This window comes from Ideonella sp. sgz306126 (genome assembly GCF_056032705.1).
This window is the reverse complement of sequence record NZ_JBVYWP010000002.1, coordinates 431,472-447,533: the sequence shown is the minus strand read 5'-3', so window position 1 is coordinate 447,533 and position 16,062 is coordinate 431,472. Positions and strand designations below refer to the sequence as shown.

The 16,062-nt window shown below is 71.6% G+C and carries 15 protein-coding genes; 11 read left to right on the top strand and 4 right to left on the bottom strand.

Annotated elements, in window-relative coordinates:
- Positions 1-30: 30 nt before the first annotated feature.
- The 3 genes from AC0N04_RS06525 to AC0N04_RS06515 all read right to left on the bottom strand — a co-directional run bounded on the left by AC0N04_RS06525 (position 31) and on the right by AC0N04_RS06515 (position 3,112).
- Positions 31-1,362: a TRAP transporter large permease gene (locus AC0N04_RS06525; protein ID WP_474279831.1), complete on the bottom strand. Its 1,332-nt coding sequence runs from the start codon at positions 1,360-1,362 to the stop codon at positions 31-33.
- Positions 1,359-1,988 carry a TRAP transporter small permease gene (locus AC0N04_RS06520; RefSeq protein WP_474279830.1) on the bottom strand — a complete coding sequence of 210 codons (630 nt, stop codon included), beginning with the start codon at positions 1,986-1,988 and terminating at the stop codon, positions 1,359-1,361. The genes AC0N04_RS06525 and AC0N04_RS06520 overlap by 4 nt, the downstream gene beginning before the upstream one ends.
- Before the next feature lie 116 nt (positions 1,989-2,104).
- The gene (locus tag AC0N04_RS06515; RefSeq protein ID WP_474280506.1) at positions 2,105-3,112 is read right to left on the bottom strand and encodes a TRAP transporter substrate-binding protein; all 1,008 of its coding nucleotides are present in this window, start codon (positions 3,110-3,112) and stop codon (positions 2,105-2,107) included.
- 162 nt (positions 3,113-3,274) lie between these two features.
- Between AC0N04_RS06515 and AC0N04_RS06510 the strand changes: the two genes are divergently transcribed.
- The 4 genes from AC0N04_RS06510 (at position 3,275) to AC0N04_RS06495 (ending at position 7,920) form a co-directional block, all read left to right on the top strand.
- A complete protein-coding gene (locus AC0N04_RS06510; RefSeq protein WP_474279829.1) occupies positions 3,275-5,251 on the top strand; it encodes a sensor histidine kinase in 1,977 nt (658 codons plus the stop codon).
- Positions 5,248-5,877: a response regulator transcription factor gene (locus tag AC0N04_RS06505; protein ID WP_474279828.1), complete on the top strand. Its 630-nt coding sequence runs from the start codon at positions 5,248-5,250 to the stop codon at positions 5,875-5,877. Before AC0N04_RS06510 ends, AC0N04_RS06505 begins: the two co-directional genes overlap by 4 nt.
- Before the next feature lie 70 nt (positions 5,878-5,947).
- Complete coding sequence (locus tag AC0N04_RS06500; protein ID WP_474279827.1) at positions 5,948-7,276, top strand: class I SAM-dependent methyltransferase; 1,329 nt, start codon at positions 5,948-5,950, stop codon at positions 7,274-7,276.
- Positions 7,277-7,350: 74 nt separating this feature from the next.
- Positions 7,351-7,920: an NnrU family protein gene (locus AC0N04_RS06495; RefSeq protein WP_474279826.1), complete on the top strand. Its 570-nt coding sequence runs from the start codon at positions 7,351-7,353 to the stop codon at positions 7,918-7,920.
- Between the two features lie 22 nt (positions 7,921-7,942).
- Here AC0N04_RS06495 and AC0N04_RS06490 read toward each other — a convergent pair whose 3' ends face one another.
- Positions 7,943-8,638 carry a phosphatase PAP2 family protein gene (locus AC0N04_RS06490; protein ID WP_474279825.1) on the bottom strand — a complete coding sequence of 232 codons (696 nt, stop codon included), beginning with the start codon at positions 8,636-8,638 and terminating at the stop codon, positions 7,943-7,945.
- 152 nt (positions 8,639-8,790) lie between these two features.
- Between AC0N04_RS06490 and AC0N04_RS06485 the strand changes: the two genes are divergently transcribed.
- The 7 genes from AC0N04_RS06485 (at position 8,791) to AC0N04_RS06455 (ending at position 16,056) form a co-directional block, all read left to right on the top strand.
- Positions 8,791-10,098: a DUF4397 domain-containing protein gene (locus AC0N04_RS06485; RefSeq protein WP_474279824.1), complete on the top strand. Its 1,308-nt coding sequence runs from the start codon at positions 8,791-8,793 to the stop codon at positions 10,096-10,098.
- A 134-nt stretch (positions 10,099-10,232) separates the two neighbouring features.
- Positions 10,233-10,514, top strand: a complete 282-nt coding sequence (locus AC0N04_RS06480; RefSeq protein ID WP_474279823.1) for a DUF427 domain-containing protein — start codon at positions 10,233-10,235, stop codon at positions 10,512-10,514.
- A 118-nt stretch (positions 10,515-10,632) separates the two neighbouring features.
- Positions 10,633-12,180, top strand: coding sequence for a thioredoxin family protein (locus AC0N04_RS06475; protein ID WP_474279822.1), 1,548 nt, complete (start codon positions 10,633-10,635; stop codon positions 12,178-12,180).
- Positions 12,181-12,237: 57 nt separating this feature from the next.
- Positions 12,238-12,606 carry a glutaredoxin domain-containing protein gene (locus tag AC0N04_RS06470; RefSeq protein ID WP_474279821.1) on the top strand — a complete coding sequence of 123 codons (369 nt, stop codon included), beginning with the start codon at positions 12,238-12,240 and terminating at the stop codon, positions 12,604-12,606.
- Positions 12,603-14,132, top strand: a complete 1,530-nt coding sequence (locus AC0N04_RS06465; RefSeq protein WP_474279820.1) for an alpha/beta hydrolase — start codon at positions 12,603-12,605, stop codon at positions 14,130-14,132. Before AC0N04_RS06470 ends, AC0N04_RS06465 begins: the two co-directional genes overlap by 4 nt.
- Positions 14,129-14,896 carry an ABC transporter ATP-binding protein gene (locus AC0N04_RS06460; RefSeq protein WP_474279819.1) on the top strand — a complete coding sequence of 256 codons (768 nt, stop codon included), beginning with the start codon at positions 14,129-14,131 and terminating at the stop codon, positions 14,894-14,896. Before AC0N04_RS06465 ends, AC0N04_RS06460 begins: the two co-directional genes overlap by 4 nt.
- On the top strand, positions 14,893-16,056 hold the full coding sequence (locus tag AC0N04_RS06455) for an ABC transporter permease (RefSeq protein WP_474279818.1): 1,164 nt from the start codon (positions 14,893-14,895) through the stop codon (positions 16,054-16,056). Before AC0N04_RS06460 ends, AC0N04_RS06455 begins: the two co-directional genes overlap by 4 nt.
- Positions 16,057-16,062: the final 6 nt, after the last annotated feature.

Genomic DNA, 16,062 nt, shown 5'->3' with positions numbered 1-16,062 from the left:
GCGGGACCCGGGGCCCCGCGGCGGCAGGCCTCAACCGCCGGCCATGCCGAGCAGCTTGGGCAGGAACATCGTCAACGGCGGCCAGTAGGTCACCAGCACCAGGAAGCCGATCATCGTCAGCAGCCAGGGCCAGACGGCCACCGTCAGTTCGGTGATGCCCATCTTGGTGATGCCCGACGCGACGTAGAGGTTCAGCCCCACCGGCGGGTGGCACATGCCGACCTCCATGTTGACCGCCATCAGGATGCCCAGGTGGATCGGGTTGACGCCCAGCTTGACGGCGACCGGGAACAGGATGGGGCCGAAGATCAGCACGATCGCCGACGGGTCCATGAAGTTGCCGGCGGCCAGCAGGATGACGTTGACGATCAGCAGGAAGACCACCAGGCCGAAGCCCTGCGTGGTCATCCACGCGGCCATGCCTTGCGGGATCTGCTCGGAGGTCAGCAGGAACGAGAACATCACGGCGTTGGTGATGATGTAGAGCAGCATCGCGCTCATCGCCGCGGCGTTCAGCAGCGTCTTGGGCACTTCCTTGAGCTTCAGGTCCTTGTAGACGAAGACCGAGATGAAGAAGGCGTAGACCGCCGCCACGGCGGCCGCCTCGGTGGGCGTGAACATGCCGCTGTAGATGCCGCCGATGACGATGACGATCAGCAGCAGGCCCCAGGCGCTGTCGCGGAACGCCTTCCAGCGCTCGGCCCAGGAGGCGCGGGGCATGCGCGGATAGTCGTTCTTGCGGGCGCGCCACCAGGTGGTGATGCCCAGCAGCGCCGACAGGCACAGGCCGGGCACCACGCCGGCCATGAAGAGCTGGCCGACCGAGGCCGAGCTGACCGATTCGCCGTGCGGGCCGGTGACGCTCATGCCGGCGGTGGCCAGCGAGTACATGACCAGGTTGATCGACGGCGGGAACAGGATGCCCAGCGCACCCGAGGTGGTGATGACGCCGGCGCCGAACTCCTTCGGGTAGCCCTGCTTGACCATCGCGGGCAGCATGATGGAGCCGACCGCCACCACCGTGGCCACCGACGAGCCGGAGATGGCCGCGAACAGCGCGCACGAGAGCACGCCGGCCAGGCCCATGCCGCCGTACCAGTGGCCGATCATCGAGGTGGTGAAGCGGATCATCCGCCGCGCCACGCCGCCGTGCGTCAGGAAGGCGCCGGCCAGGATGAAGAACGGGATCGCCATGATCTCGAAGCTCTCGATCCCGGTGAACAGCTTGAGCGCCACTGATTCGATCGGCACCTGCGTCATCGTGAACAGGAAGGTCAGCACGGTCAGGCCGAGCGAGATCGAGATCGGCATGCCCGTCAGCATCAGCGCGAGCAGCAGGACGAAGATGATCAGGGCGCTCATGAGCGGACTCCCGGGCTGACGAGGTTGGCGTCCAGCGGCGCGTCGTCGATGCCTTCGACGTGGCCGTGTTCATGGTGCGGCACTTCGCCGGTGCGGATGAAATGCCAGGCGACCTGGAGGAAGCGGAAGCACATCAGGTACGAGCCCAGCGGAACGCAGGAATAGGGGATCCAGGTCGGGATCTCCATGTCGGGCGAGGTCGGGCCCTCGGGCAGGTCGCCCAGCGGGAGGTTCAGCGCGTGGTACAGCGCGTAGTGGAAGCCGTTCTCCCAGACGAAGCGCGCGCCCAGCGTGCCGACGATGCCGGTGAACACCGCGCCGGCGAACAGGCCGAACAGCACCAGCCACTTGGCCTTGTCCGGCGGCAGCTTGCGCACCACCACGTCGACGCCGACGTGGGTGCCGCGCCGCACGCCGTAGGCGGCGCCGAACTTGGCCATCCAGACGAACATGTAGATCGTCGCCTCCTGCGCCCACGAGAAGTTGAGCGTCAGCAGCCAGTCCTGCACGTAGGGGATCGCCAGGCCGGAGGCGTAGCGGTGCAGCACCGCGGTGAAGGTGAGGAGGGTGGCAACGCCCATCATCACCGTGATGATCCATTCCTCGAGATGATCGAGCCACTTCATGGGGCCCTCCTTGCAGGCCCCGCGGGCCCAGGTTGATGCGGCGGGCCGCTGCGATCAGCGGCCCGCCGGAGGCGACGACGGCGCGCGGGCATCCCGCCCGCGCCGCGCTCAGGTGCTTACAGCTTGGCCGGGTCGAAGCCGGTGGCCTTGTAGATCGCGTTGATGGTCTCGGCGCCGATGCGCGATTCCATCTGCTTGTGCACCGGGATCAAGGCCTTCTTGAAGGCCAGGCGCTCGGCCGGCGTCGGGGTGTAGACGTCGGTCTTGCCCGAGGCGCGGATCTTGGCCAGGGCCTCGTTGTTCAGCGCGTCGGCGCTGTCGTTGGCGACCTTGGTGGCTTCGACCATGGCCTGGTCCAGCTCGCCGCGGATATCAGCCGGCAGGCCGTCCCAGAACTTCTTGTTCACCACCACCGCGTAGCCCAGGTAGCCGTGGTTGGTCAGCGTGACGTGCTTCTGCACCTCGTACATCTTCTGGGTGTAGAGGTTGGAGTGCGGGTTCTCGGTGCCGTCCACCACGCCCGACTGCAGCGCCTGGTAGACCTCGGAGAAGGCCATCACCTGCGGGATCGCGCCGAGCGCGCGCATCTGCGCTTCCAGCACCTTGGACGACTGGATGCGCATCTTCAGGCCCTTCAGGTCTTCGGGCTTGTGCATCGGCCGGTTCGACGAGAACGACTTGAAGCCGTTGTCCCAGTAGGCCAGGCCCAGGATGCCCTTGGGCGCCAGCTTGGCCAGCAGGGCCTTGCCGACCGGACCGGCGGTGACCTTGTGCAGCTCGGCCTCGTTGTCGAAGATGTAGGGCAGGTCGAAGGCTTCGAATTCCTTCACGCCCAGCGGGCCGAACTTGCTCAGCGACGGCGCCAGCATCTGCACCGAACCCAGCTGCAGCGCCTCCATCTCTTCCTTGTCCTTGTAGAGCTGGCTGTTCGGGTAGACCTCGACCTTGACGCGGCCCTTGGTCAGCTCGGCGGCGCGCTTGGCGAAGAAGTCGGCGGCCTTGCCCTTGGGCGTGTCGGGGGCCACGACGTGGCTGAACTTGATCACGATCGGGGCCTCGGCGAAGGCGGCCGGCGCGAACGTGGCGGTCAGCGCGGCGGCGGCCAGCAGGCTGCGGCGGGTCAGGGAGCGGATCATCGGGTGTCTCCTTTGGAACGGTCACCGGGCAGGGGGCCGGCGCGTGCGGCGAATTCTGCGAGAGCGGCGGCACGCTGACCAGTTGTGGATTTCCACATCGGGCGTGCCGCCGGCCGCCGCATGCGTCGCGGCGCCCCTAGACTGCCGGCCATGGACGCCGCTCCCTTGCCCGCCGACCCCGCCCGCAGGCCCGCGCCGCAGCGCGGCCCGCGGCGCCTGGCCGCGCTGTGGTGGGCGGCGCCGTTCCTGCTGGCGCTGGCCTTCGTGGCGGCGGTGGCGGCCTGGCTGCAGTGGACCGACCTGCAGGACGCCGAGGACGAGCGCCACACGCTGATCGCCGACGCGCTGACGCTGGACAGCCGCATCGGCACCTGGATGCAGGGCGAGCAGGCGGCGGTGCAGTCGCTGGCGCTGCAGCTGACACCCCGCACCACCGCCGACCAGTTGCTGCGCCGGGTCGAGGTGATGGAAGGCATGCGGCGGCTGTGGATCAGCGTCACCGTGCTCGACGCCGACAACCGCATCCGCCTGCACGTGCCCGAGCAGGCGCCGATGCCCGAGCCGCTGGTGCGCGGCACCCGGCCCGAGGACGCCGGCCTGAGCGCGCACCTGTCGGCGCCGCTGCCGATGGTGGACGGCAAGCCCTCGGGCGAGCTGATCGTCCGTTTCGCCCCGACGATGCTGCTGCGCCAGACCGTGCCGTGGTGGCTGGCGCGGCGCTACGCGGTGCGCCTGGTCGACGGCTTCGACCAGACCATCGCCGCCGCTGGCGACGTGATGCCGCTGGCCGGCCATCCCAGCCACAAGGTCAGCGTCGAGCCGGTGATGGTCGACACCTACCTGGAGCTGACGGTGCGCGACGTGCGCAAGCCCTGGTGGCGCACGCTGCCGCTGCTGCTGATGGGCGCCTTCCTGCTGCTGACCGGCGCGGCCACGCTGATGCTGCGCCGCCAGATGCGCGAGGTGGCGCGCGCCGAGCAGGCCTGGCGCACCGAGGCCGCGTGGCGCCGGGCGATCGAGGATTCGCTCACCGTGGGGCTGCGCGGGCGCGACAACGAAGGCCGGCTGGTCCACGTCAACCGCGCCTTTTGCGACCTGCTGGGCTTCAGCCCCGAGCAGTTGCTGGGCTGCCTGCCGCCGATGCCCTACTGGCCGCCCGACCAGGTGGCGCAAAGCATGGAGCGCCACCTGCGCAACATGGCCGGCCAGGCGCCGCGCGAAGGCTACGAAACGCGCTGGGTGCGGGCGGACGGCCGCCTGATCGACGTGATGCTGATGGAGGCGCCGCTGGTGGACGCGGCGGGCCGGCAGATCGGCTGGATGGGGTCGATCGTCGACATCACCGAGCGCCGCCGCATGGAGGAGCGCGAGCGCCGCCAGACCGAGGCGATGGCCCACCAGGCGCGGCTGACCACGCTGGGCGAGGTGGCGTCGGCGCTGGCGCACCAGCTCAACCAGCCGCTGACCGCGATCGCCGGCTACAACGCCGGGGTGCTGCGCTCGCTGCAGCGCGCCGGCTATGGCGATGCGGTGGTGCTGCAGGCGGTGCAGCGCCTGGGCGAACAGGCGGCCGAGGCCGGGCGCATCGTGCAGCGCATCCGCGAATTCCTGACCCGCCGTTCGCCGCAGCGCGAGCCCTGCGATCTGGCCGCCACCTTGCGCCGCGCGGTCGAGCTGCTGGCGCGCGACCTGCGCCGCCAGCACGTTCTGCTGGAATGGGCGCTGGCGCCCGGCCTGCCGCCGGTGGACGCCGACCCGGTGCTGATCGAGCAGGTGCTGATCAACCTGGTGCGCAACGCCGCCGACGAGCTGGTGGCGGCCGGCCGGGCCGGCGGCCGGGTGCGGATCGCCGCGGCGATGGCCGGCGAGGGCTTCGTGCGGGTCGACGTGGACGACGACGGCCCCGGCCTGCAGGGCCGCGGCATCGAGCAGTTGACCGCGGCGTTCTACTCGACCAAGAGCGAGGGCATGGGCATGGGGCTGGCGATCTGCCGCTCGGTGATCGAAGCCCACCACGGCGGCATGGACGCCGGCGCCAGCCCGCTGGGCGGCGCACGCCTGTCGTTCACGCTGCCGCGCGTCGCGCCGGGCGATGATGGCGCCTGGCTCCGCCACGATCCCCCATGACCGACGACGCTTCCCCTCCCCTCGCGGTGCACCTGGTCGACGACGAGGCGCCGGTGCGCGACGCGCTGGCCTTCCTGTTCGCCTCGCACGGCATCACGGTGCAGGCCTACGACGGCGGCCCGGCGCTGCTGGCGGCCTTGGACGCCGGACCGCTGACCGGCTGCCTGCTGCTGGACGTGCGCATGGAGCCGATCTCCGGCCTGCAGCTGCACGACCTGCTGATGGCTCGCGGCGTGCGCGCGCCGGTGATCTTCCTGACCGGCCACGGCGACATCCCGATGGCGGTCGACGCGCTGAAGAAGGGCGCCTTCGATTTCATCGAGAAGCCGTTCTCGGACGCCGCGCTGGTGGAGCGGGTGCGGCGCGCGCTGGCGGTGGCCGCCGCCCAGCAGCGCAGCCGCGCCGCCGGCGACGAGCGCCAGGCGCGCCTGGCCAGCCTGAGCGAGCGCGAGCGCGAGGTGATGCAGCGCGTGGCTGCCGGCAAGCTCAACAAGGTGATCGCCGACGAGCTGGGCGTGGCGGTGCGCACGGTGGAAGTGCACCGCGCCCGGGTGTTCGCCAAGCTGGGCGTGCGCTCGGCCGCCGAGGTGGCGACCCTGCTGGCGGGCGGCGCGGGCGAGGGCTGAGGGCGTTCGGGCCGCGCCGGCATGCGGCTCCCCGGGTGCTGCGGCGACCAAACCCGCCGACAATCGCGCGATGAGCTCCGCGCCCCCCGATGACCTAGCCAGCCCCCTCGCCAGCGGCGCCGATACCGATGCCGACGCCGACGCCGGCCCGCTGCGCGAGGAGCGCAGCGCGCTGGCCGATCTGGCGCGGCGCGAGCGCTTCTTCGACACGCTGGCCGACAGCATCGCCTCGCAGCGCCTGGTCAAGCTGGTGCTGGGCAAGCCGCGCCAGCCAGGCTCGGATCTGGTGCGGGTCAGCGCGCGGCCGCTGCTGCTGCGCGGCCAGGCCTGCCTGAGCCTGGTCTACACCCACAAGACGCGCGACATCACCAAGAACCCGCCGCTGGCGGACGGGCTGGCGGCCTTGCGCGAGATGCTGGGGCGCGAGTTCAGCCATGCCCACTTGTTCACCAGCACCGAGGAGCTGCAGTTGCTGATCAGCAAGCGCGGCAAGATCGGACTGACGCAGCGGCGCCTGGACGAGCCGGTGGCGGCGGCGCTGGCCGGCGGCCATGACCGCGCCAAGCAGCGCGCGCTGTCGCTGGACCTGCCCTTCCTCGAAGACCTGGGCGTGACCGACGCCCAGCACCGGCTGGTGCCGGCGATGGCGCGCAAGTGGAAGCAGATCAACAAGTTCGTCGAGGTGCTGAGCCATGCGCTGGACGAGGCGCGGCTGGTGCCGCAGGCGGGCGGCGTCAGCGTGGTCGATTTCGGCGCCGGCAAGGGCTACCTGACCTTCGCCACCCACGATCACCTGACGCGCCAGCGCGGCTGGGCGGCGCGGGTGGTGGGCGTCGAGCTGCGCGACGACCTGGTCCAGCTGTGCAACGCGGCGGCGCGCCGACGCGGGCTGGCCGGGCTGGAATTCGTCTGCGGCGACGTGCGCAGCCACGTGCCCGAGAGGCTGGACGTGATGATCGCGCTGCACGCCTGCGACACCGCGACCGATTTCGCGCTCTACACCGGCATCCGCGCCGGCGCGCGCATCATCCTCAGCTCGCCCTGCTGCCACAAGCAGATCCGGCCGCAGATGCAGTTGCCGGCGCCGCTCAAGGGCATGTTGCAGCACGGCATCCACTTGGGCCAGCAGGCCGAGATGGTGACCGACAGCCTGCGCGCGCTGCTGCTCGATGCCCAGGGCTACGACGCGCAGGTGTTCGAGTTCGTCGCGTTGGAGCACACCAGCAAGAACAAGATGATCCTGGCCGTGCGGCGCGCCGACGACGCCCCCGGCGAAGCCCGGCGCCGCGGCGAGGCGCTGCGCCAGATCGACGAGATCAAGGCCTTCTACGGGCTCCGGGAGCATTGCCTGGAGCAACTGCTGCAAGCCGATGCGGCGCCGGCGGCGGCTCCACGCTGAGCGGCCCGCCGGCCGACGGGCCGGACGCAGGCCCCACAATCGGGCCCGTCGCGACTGTTGATCGAGGAGAGACGATGACCGTGCTGATCCTGGGCCTGCTGCTGTTCTTGGGCGTGCATTCGGTGCGCATCGTGGCCGATGGCTGGCGCACCGAGCAGATCGCGCGCCACGGCGAGAAGGCCTGGAAGGGCGCCTACGCGCTGCTGTCGCTGCTGGGGTTGGCGGTGCTGGTCTGGGGCTTCGGCCTGGCCCGGCAGCAACCGGTGGTGCTGTGGACCTCGCCGACCTGGACGCGCCACCTGGCCGCGCTGCTGACCCTGCCGGCCTTCGTGCTGCTGGCGGCGTCGCAGATTCCGGGCAACGCGCTGCGCGCCCGCCTGGGCCACCCGATGCTGCTGGGCGTCAAGCTGTGGGCGTTCGCGCACCTGCTGGCCAACCACACGCTCGCCGACGAACTGCTGTTCGGCTCGTTCCTGGTCTGGGCGGTGCTGGCCTTCCGCAGCGCCCGCCGGCGCCCGGTCGGCACGCCGCCGGTGGTGCAGGCGGGCCGCACCGCCTGGGCCGTGGGCGCGGGCGTGGCCGCCTGGGTGCTGTTCGCGTTCTGGGGCCACGCCGCGCTGATCGGCGTCCGGCCCTTCGGCTGACGCGGGCGGCGCCGGCTCAGGCTCAGGCCGAGCCGCGCTGCAGCCCGGGGCCGAAGCAACCGTGCCGGTCCCGGTAGGTGCGCCGCATCTGTTCCCGGGTGTAGGGCCGCGGGTGACCCGAGACCTTGAGCGACAGCGCGGTGACCCAGGCGTGGGTCTGGGCCTGGGGCGCGCCCACCGGCAGCGCCAGCAGCCAGCCGGCCAGCAGCCAGGTGGCGGCATGGGGGGCGCGCGGCGGACGCTGGGCGCCGCCGGGCGTCGCCAGCACCCAGAGGTTGACCGCGCACCCGAGTGAGCCCCCGAGCACCACTTCGCTCCACGAGTGGGCCCCGAGCCGGACCCGCGAGACCGCGATCAGCAGCGCCAGCGCCGCGCCGGGCAGCAGGTCGATCGCCCGCAGCCGGGCCTGCGGGCTGCGCAGCAGCAGCAAGGCGATCATCAGCGGCAGCAGCGACGAGGAGAACATCGCGTGGCCGGACAGGCCCGAGAAGTCGAGCGGCGCGAAGCCCAGGCCGAAGCCGATGAAGGCGACCTTGGTGGCGGTGGTCAGCGCGGTTGCGGCCACCGTGCCCGTCAGCCAGCGCCAGGCCAGCGGCCGCGAGCGGGCATGCAGGGACAGCCAGACCAGGGTGGCGGCCATCGCGGGCAGCAGGATCTGCGCCTCGCCGACGCGCGTCAGCAGATGCCAGGCCAGGGACGAGAAGGAAGCAAGCGCCATGCGCCCATGGTAGTGCGGGTCGCGCGGCGGCGACGCGGCGAATCCCCGGCCGGGCCGCTGCGCGGCGCATGGCCGGGCCGAGCAACAACGCAGTAACATCGCGCTTCGCACAATGGGATAGAGTCATTTCCCGCCATCTGATCGGACCTCACATGAAGAGAAGAACCTTGCTGGGCCTGCCGGCCCTGGTGCCCGCAGCGGCGTGGCTGAGCGCTTGTGGCAGCGGCAGCGGCGGAACGGCGTCGCTGCGCATGGTCAACGCGAGCCAGGGCTATGCCTCGCTCGATCTGTATTACCAGGATTCGAACAGCAACCTGACGAAGTGGATCTCGGGGGTCGCGTATGGCACGGGCAGCGCCTACACCAGCGTGACGGCAGGCACCGACAGCATCGTCTTCACCAACACCGGCAGCACCAGCAGCCTGTTGACCCAGAGCCGCACGCTCAACGGCAACACCCAGTACACGGTCGTCACCTTCACCTCGCAAGGCGCGTTGAAGTCGGTCGCGCTGGCCGACAACGTCACCGCGGCCAACAGCGGCCAGACCAAGGTCAGCGTGCTCAACGAGGCCGGCGATTCGGGCGCGCTCGACATCTACCTGACCGGCCCCAACGACAACCTGGCCACCTCCAGCCCGATCGCATCGAACGTGCTGGCCGGCGGCAGCCAGACGCCGTACTCGGTGCAGACGGCCGGCACCTACCGCCTGCGCGTGGTGGGCACCGGCGACATCACCGACCTGCGGCTGGATGTCACGGGCGTGGCGCTGGCCAGCACCGACGTCGTGACCTTCGTGCTGACCTCGGGCAAGTCGGGCGTGCTGGTCGACGCGATGCAGCTGAACCAGGGCGGCACCGTGACGCCGCTGCTCAACACCCAGGCTCGCGTGCGCGTGATCTCGTCGCTGGCGGACGGCTCCGCGGTGACCGTGTCGGTGGCCGGCGCCTTCATGAACGTCGGCGCGCTGCCGGCGGTGGGTTCGTACGCGCTGGTGACCGCGGGGACCGGCCTGGCCGTGACCGCCACGGTCGGCGCGACCGTGGTGAACGGCTCGCTGACGGCCAATCCCGGCGAGGACTGGACCTTGCTGGTCGAGGGCGCGACGGCCTCGGTGGCGACGGTGACCCTGATCGCCGACGACTACCGGCTGGCCAGCAACGTCGCCAACGCCAAGGTGCGCCTGATCAACGCCCTGGCCGGCAGCTCGCCGCTGACCATGACCGTCAACGGCGTCAGCGTGTCGACCACCGGCGTGTCCGAGGGCCAGGCCTCGCCGTACAACATCAACATCGTCGGCGCGAGCTCGGCGAGCGTGCAGGTCCTGTCGTCCACGGGGACGCTGGTGTCGCTGCCGACGCTGACCGAGGCCTCGCCGCCACTGGTGGCCCAGCATGTGTACACGATGTTCATGTACGGCTCGATGAGCTCGCCGCAGCACTTGTGGACCACCGACCGGTGATCCCGGCCGGCGGGCGCGGGAGCGCCCGCTGAGCCCGAGTCGGCCGAGGTCCCTGGCGACCTCGCGTCGATGACGCGAGGGTCCGGTGGCGCTGGCGGGCAGCGACGGACCGAACGATGCAGGAGACGCGTGCGATGAAAGCGATCTGGAACGGCGTGGTGGTCGCCGAGAGCGACGACACCGTGGTGCTGGAAGGCAACCATTACTTCCCGCAGTCGGCGCTCAAGCGCGAATACACCAGCTTCAGCAACCACCGCAGCAGCTGCGTCTGGAAGGGCCAGGCGCACTACCTGAGCCTGTTCGTCAACGGCGAGATGAACCCCGACGCGGTGTGGTTCTATCCGGAGCCCAGCGAGGCGGCGGCCCACATCAAGGACCGGGTGGCCTTCTGGAAGGGCGTGCAGATCGTCGAGTGATGGCGAGGCTGCCGTTGGGCAGAGGCGTCGGCACCCGGGCGGCCCGGTGCGGCGCGAGCCGCGCAACCGGCTGGAGGGCCGATTCCACGGCAGGCCGCCGTGCACGCAGGAGCGAGCGATGACGCGAACCCGGGTTCTGACGCAGGTGCTCACGCTGAGCCTGGCGATGGCGCTGCTGCCCAGAGGCGAGGCCGCGGTGCCGGCGGCGACGGTGGACTGGCAACCGGCTGCCAGCGATGCCGATGTGGCGCAGGCCTTCGCCCGCAGCCGTGCCGAGCACAAGCCCTTGCTGCTCTACTGGGGCGCCAGCTGGTGCCCGCCCTGCAACCAGCTGAAGGCCACGCTGTTCAACCGCCAGGATTTCATCGAGCGCTCGAAGCGCTTCGTCGCGGTCCATGTCGATGGCGATGCTCCGGGCGCCCAGCGCCTGGGCGCGCGCTTCAAGGTGCAGGGCTACCCGACGCTGATCCTGTTCAGTCCGGCGGGCGCCGAGATCACCCGCCTGCCGGGCGAGGCCGACGCGCCGCAGGTGATGCAGCTGCTGCAGCTCGGGCTGGCCGATGGCCGGCCGATCAAGGCGGTGCTGGCCGACGCGCTGGCGGGGCGCCCGGTCGGTCCCGACGAGTGGCGCCTGCTGGCCTTCTACAGCTGGGAGACCGACGAGAACCAGCTGGTCGGCGAGGCCGGGCGGCCCGCGCTGCTGGCGCGGCTGGCGCAGGCCTGCCCGGCCGCCCAGGCCGACGTCGCGACCCGTCTGCTGCTGCAGGCCCTGGCCAGCCGTCATGACGGCCAGGGGCTGCCCGTCGATGCGGCAACGCGCCAGCGGGTGCGGCTGCTGCTGGCCGATGCGCCGGCCGCGCGCCAGCAGATGGACCTGCTGGTCAACGACGCACCCGACCTGGTGCTGGCGCTGGCGCCGACTGCCGGGCCGGAGCGTGCCGCGCTGGCGGCGCAGTTCGATCACGCGCTGCAGACACTGCAGGCCGATGCCAGCCTGTCGCGCGCCGACCGGTTTTCGGCGCTGGGCGCGCGGGTCGACCTGGCGCGGCTGAACGGTCCGCGCGATGCGCTGCACCCGGCGCTGCCGTCGGCCTTGACGCGGCAGGTGCGCGAGCTCAGTGCGCGGGACGACCGCGACATCACCGATCCATACGAGCGCCAGGCGGTGATCACCGAGGCGGCCTATGTGCTGGGGCAGGCGGGCCTGTGGGCCGACAGCGACGCACTGTTGAAAGCCAACCTGGCCAAGAGCCATTCGCCCTATTACCTGATGAGCGAGTTGGGCAGCAACGCCCGCCGGCAAGGCCGCGCGGCGCAGGCGCTGGACTGGTACGGCCAGGCTTTTGCGCGCAGCCAGGGGCCGGCCACGCGCCTGCAATGGGGTGCCGGCTACCTGTCCGCCCTGGTCGAGCTGGCGCCCGGGGACGAGGCCCGCATCGAGCAGACGGCGCGCCAGATCCTGGACGAGGCGGCCCGCCAGCCTGCGGCGTTCGACGAGCGCAGCGGCCGTTCGCTGCAGCGCCTGGGCCATGCGCTGGCCACCTGGAACGCCCACCGCGCCCACCCCGCGGTGATGGAACGCCTGCGCGCCCGGCTCCAGCGGCTGTGCGGCGGGCTGCCCCGTGACGAGGCGTCGCAGCGCCGCCGTTGCGAGGCGCTGATCTGAGGCGCGCGGCGCGCAAGGCTGCTACCCTGCGCACCTGTCTTGTTCAAGGAAGCCGCGATGCCCCGTGCCGTGCTGGACGAAGCTCATATCCATTCCGCCGTGCGCGACCGCGTGGCGCATCTGCATGACGACATCGTTGCCGAGGTGGCCGCGGCCGTCGCCGCGCATCCGGTGGTGGTGGTCGGCATGGCCGGCAACCCGTGGCCGCGCAAGGCGCGCAAGGCGCTGGACGCCGCCGGCGTGGCGCATCACGACCTGGATTACGGCAGCTACCTGAGCGGCTGGCGGCGGCGCAATGCGCTGAAGATGTGGACGGGCTGGCCGACTTTTCCGCTGGTGTTCGTCAAGGGCCTGCTGGTCGGTGGCGCGGAGGACCTGCAGCGCCTGATCGACCGCGGCGAGCTCAAGGCGATGTTGGCCGCGTGAGGCACCGGGCGGTGCGGCTCGCCGCGGTGCTGGGCGCCGTGCTGGCGCTGATGGCGTCGGCGCACGCGGCGACGAGCCCGCCCGCCGCCGCGCTGAAGCTGTCCGCCTGCCGCCTGAAGGGGCTCGAGCACGAGGCGCGCTGCGGCGTGCTGCGTCGCCCGCTGGACCCGGCCCATCGCGACCGGGCCAGCTTCGATCTGCATGTGGCGGTGTTGCCGGCCTTGGCGCGCAACAAGCGGCCCGATCCGGTGTTCTTCTTCGCCGGCGGGCCGGGCCAGAGCGCGATCGCGCTGGCCGGCCCGGTCAGCGGCCTGCTCGCGCGCTTCCTGAACCGCCGCGACGTGGTGCTGATCGACCAGCGCGGCACCGGCCTGAGCGCGCCACTGGTCTGCGACGAGCCGTCCGCCGCGCGGCCGTTGCGCGAGCAGCTCGACCCGGCGCTGCAGGCGCGCGAGCTGCTGCGCTGCCGCGACCGGCTGCAGCGCCTGCCCTGGGGCGATCTGCGCTGGTACACGACGCCGCTGGCCGTGGCCGATGCCGAGGCGGTGCGCCAGGCCCTGGGCCTGGGGCCGGTGAACCTCATCGGGGCCTCGTATGGCACGCGGGTGGCGCTGGAGTACCTGCGTCAGTTTCCGGCCCACGTCCGGCGCGTGGTGGTCGATGGCGTGGCGCCGGCGGACCTGGTGTTGATGCGGGCCTCGGCCACCGACGCCCAGGCCGCCTTCGAGGCCTTGCTGCGCGACTGCGAGCGCGATCCGGCCTGCCGCCGCGACCACCCGGCGCTGCGCGCGCAATGGCAGGCGTTGTGGGCCAGCCTGCCGCGCGAGGTGACCGTGACCCAGCCGTTCACCGGGGCCGAGGAGACGCTGCGCCTGACCCGCGACGAACTGGCCTCGCTGGTGCGCGGGCCGCTCTATGCGCCGTGGATCGCTTCGGCCCTGCCGCTGGCGATCAGCGAGGCCGCGGCCGGCCGCTTCACGCCCCTGGTGGGGCTGAGCACCGGGCTCGACAGCGGCGGCCCAGGCGCGGGTCTGGCGATGGGCGAGCATTTCTCGGTGGTGTGTTCCGAAGACTATCCGCGCCTCGGTGCAGCGGTGGCGCCGCCGGTGCCGGACGGGGCGCCTGACGTCGGCGCGGGCCTTGAGGCGCAGTACCGCCAGGTCTGCGCCCATTGGCCGCGCGGGGCGCTGCCGGCGGCGTTCTATCAGGTGCCCGTGAGCCGCTCGCCGGTGCTGTTGCTGTCGGGTGCGATCGACCCGGTCACACCGCCGCGCCATGCGGCCGAGGTGGCGCGGGCACTCGGGGCCGACGCGGTGTCGCTGGTGGCGTCGCAGACCGGCCACGGCGTGATGTCGTCGCTGGCCTGCGCGCGCGAGCTGGTGTTCCATTTCATCGATCGGCCCGATGACGCGCAAGCCGTGAACGGCGCCCGCAGGGAGGCGGCCTGCCTGGCCGCGGTGCCGAGGCCGCCCGCGTTCGAGCCGCCGGGCGCCGATGCCGGCGAGGTGGCGGGGGGCGGTCGATGATCGAGGTGCAAGGCCTGGTCAAGTGCTTTCAGCAAGGGCGCGGTCGCCAACGCCAGCAGGTGCGGGCGGTCGACCAGGTCAGCTGGCAGGCGGGCGATGGGCGCATCACCGGGCTGCTCGGCCCCAACGGGGCGGGCAAGACGACCACGCTGCGCATCGTCGCCGGGTTGATCGCGCCGGACGCGGGCACCGCGCGGGTCGACGGCCTGGACGTGGCCACCCACCGCAGCGCCGCGCTCGCGCGACTGGGGGTGCTGTCGGATGCCCGCGGCCTGTACCCGCGCCTGACTGCGCGGGAGAACATCGTCTATTACGGCCGGCTGCAAGGCATGACGGGCCCGGCGGCGGAGCGTCGCGCGGACGCGCTGGCCGCGGTGCTGGACCTGCGCGCCCTGATGGATCGCCGTACCGAAGGCTTCAGCCAGGGCGAGCGCATGAAGACCGCGCTGGCGCGGGTGCTGGTGCACGACCCGCCCAACCTGCTGCTCGACGAGCCGACCAACGGACTGGATGTGCTGGCGATCCGCTCGCTGCGCGAGGTGCTGCGGCGGCTGCGCGACGACCACGGCAAATGCATCGTGTTTTCCACCCACATCATGCAGGAGGTCGAACGCCTGTGCGACGAGGTGGTGCTGATCGCCCAGGGGCGCACGGTGGCCCGCGGCAGCGTGCCCGAGTTGCTGGCGCGGACCGGCGAGACCGATTTCGAGGCGGCGTTCGTGCGCCTGGCCTTCGGAAGCGACGAATCAGGAGATCCGCGATGAACGCCGCCTGGCAGGTCTTTCGCAAGGAGCTGGTCGACGCGTTGCGCGATCGGCGCACGCTGCTGATGGTGTTGTTCAGCACGGTCGCGATGGGGCCGCTGGTGCTGGTGTTGCTGTCCAGCCTGGTCGGCGACATGGAGCGGCGCGCCGATGCGCGCGAAGTCTGGGCGGTGGGCCTGGCGAAGGCGCCGAGCTTGCGCAATTACCTGCAACGCCAGACCTGGACCGTGCACCAGGCGCCCGCCGATTACGAACAGCAGCTGTCGCACAGCCGGCTGGGCGAGCCGGTGCTGGTGGTGGGGCCGTCCTTCGAGTCGGCGTTGCGGGCGGGCGAGCAGCCGCGCTTGGTGATCGTCAGTTCCAGCGCCAACCCGCGTGCCGACGCTGGCGTGCGGCGCCTGGAAGCGGTGCTGGAGGGGTTCAACCGCGAGCAGGCGGCGCTGCGCCTGATGGTGCGCGGCCTGGCGCCCGCCTTGCTGCAGCCGGTGCGGGTCAGCACGCTCGATCTGGCGGACCCGGCGGCGCGGGCCGCCCAGTTGACCGGCATGCTGCCGTTCTTCGTGCTGATGGCGGTGGTGTATGGCGCGCTGAACGCGGCGCTGGACACCACCGCCGGTGAGCGCGAGCGCGGCTCGCTCGAACCGCTGCTGGCCAATCCGGCCTCGCGCCTGGCGCTGGTGACGGGCAAATGGGGCGCGGTGGCCGTGGTCAGCATGTTGATCGCGGTGTTGTCGTGCCTGAGCTTCCTGCCGGGGCAGTGGCTGTTGCGCAGCGACACGCTGGCGGCGATGTTCCGCTTCGGGGTGCCCGAACTGCGCGCTTTCCTGGTGCTGCTGCTGCCGCTGGCATGCGCGATGGCGGCGTTGCTGATGGCGGTCGCGATCCGCTGCAAGACCGTCAAGGAAGCCCAGGCCAGCGCGGCCGTGGTGGTGATGGCGGTCTCGCTGATGCCCCTGGTGTCGGTGATGAACCAGGGCGGTGAGAAGCCCTGGCATCTGTGGGTGCCGATCCTGGCCCAGAGCACGTTGATGAACCGGGCGCTCAAGAGCGAGCCGATCGGTGCGCTCGATGCCGCGACCCCGGCCTTGCTGTGTGCGGGACTGACGCTGCTCTGCCTGGTCTTCGTCGCACGGCGCCTGTCGGGCGCCGCGTCACGATGAACGCGA

Coding starts and splice junctions, on each gene's coding strand:
- AC0N04_RS06470 (WP_474279821.1), top strand. CDS start 12,238: ATGCCCCGTGCCGTGCTGGACGAAGCTCATATCCATTCCGCCGTGCGC.
- AC0N04_RS06460 (WP_474279819.1), top strand. CDS start 14,129: ATGATCGAGGTGCAAGGCCTGGTCAAGTGCTTTCAGCAAGGGCGCGGT.
- AC0N04_RS06525 (WP_474279831.1), bottom strand. CDS start 1,362: ATGAGCGCCCTGATCATCTTCGTCCTGCTGCTCGCGCTGATGCTGACG.
- AC0N04_RS06495 (WP_474279826.1), top strand. CDS start 7,351: ATGACCGTGCTGATCCTGGGCCTGCTGCTGTTCTTGGGCGTGCATTCG.
- AC0N04_RS06505 (WP_474279828.1), top strand. CDS start 5,248: ATGACCGACGACGCTTCCCCTCCCCTCGCGGTGCACCTGGTCGACGAC.
- AC0N04_RS06510 (WP_474279829.1), top strand. CDS start 3,275: ATGGACGCCGCTCCCTTGCCCGCCGACCCCGCCCGCAGGCCCGCGCCG.
- AC0N04_RS06455 (WP_474279818.1), top strand. CDS start 14,893: ATGAACGCCGCCTGGCAGGTCTTTCGCAAGGAGCTGGTCGACGCGTTG.
- AC0N04_RS06475 (WP_474279822.1), top strand. CDS start 10,633: ATGACGCGAACCCGGGTTCTGACGCAGGTGCTCACGCTGAGCCTGGCG.
- AC0N04_RS06500 (WP_474279827.1), top strand. CDS start 5,948: ATGAGCTCCGCGCCCCCCGATGACCTAGCCAGCCCCCTCGCCAGCGGC.
- AC0N04_RS06485 (WP_474279824.1), top strand. CDS start 8,791: ATGAAGAGAAGAACCTTGCTGGGCCTGCCGGCCCTGGTGCCCGCAGCG.
- AC0N04_RS06520 (WP_474279830.1), bottom strand. CDS start 1,988: ATGAAGTGGCTCGATCATCTCGAGGAATGGATCATCACGGTGATGATG.
- AC0N04_RS06490 (WP_474279825.1), bottom strand. CDS start 8,638: ATGGCGCTTGCTTCCTTCTCGTCCCTGGCCTGGCATCTGCTGACGCGC.
- AC0N04_RS06480 (WP_474279823.1), top strand. CDS start 10,233: ATGAAAGCGATCTGGAACGGCGTGGTGGTCGCCGAGAGCGACGACACC.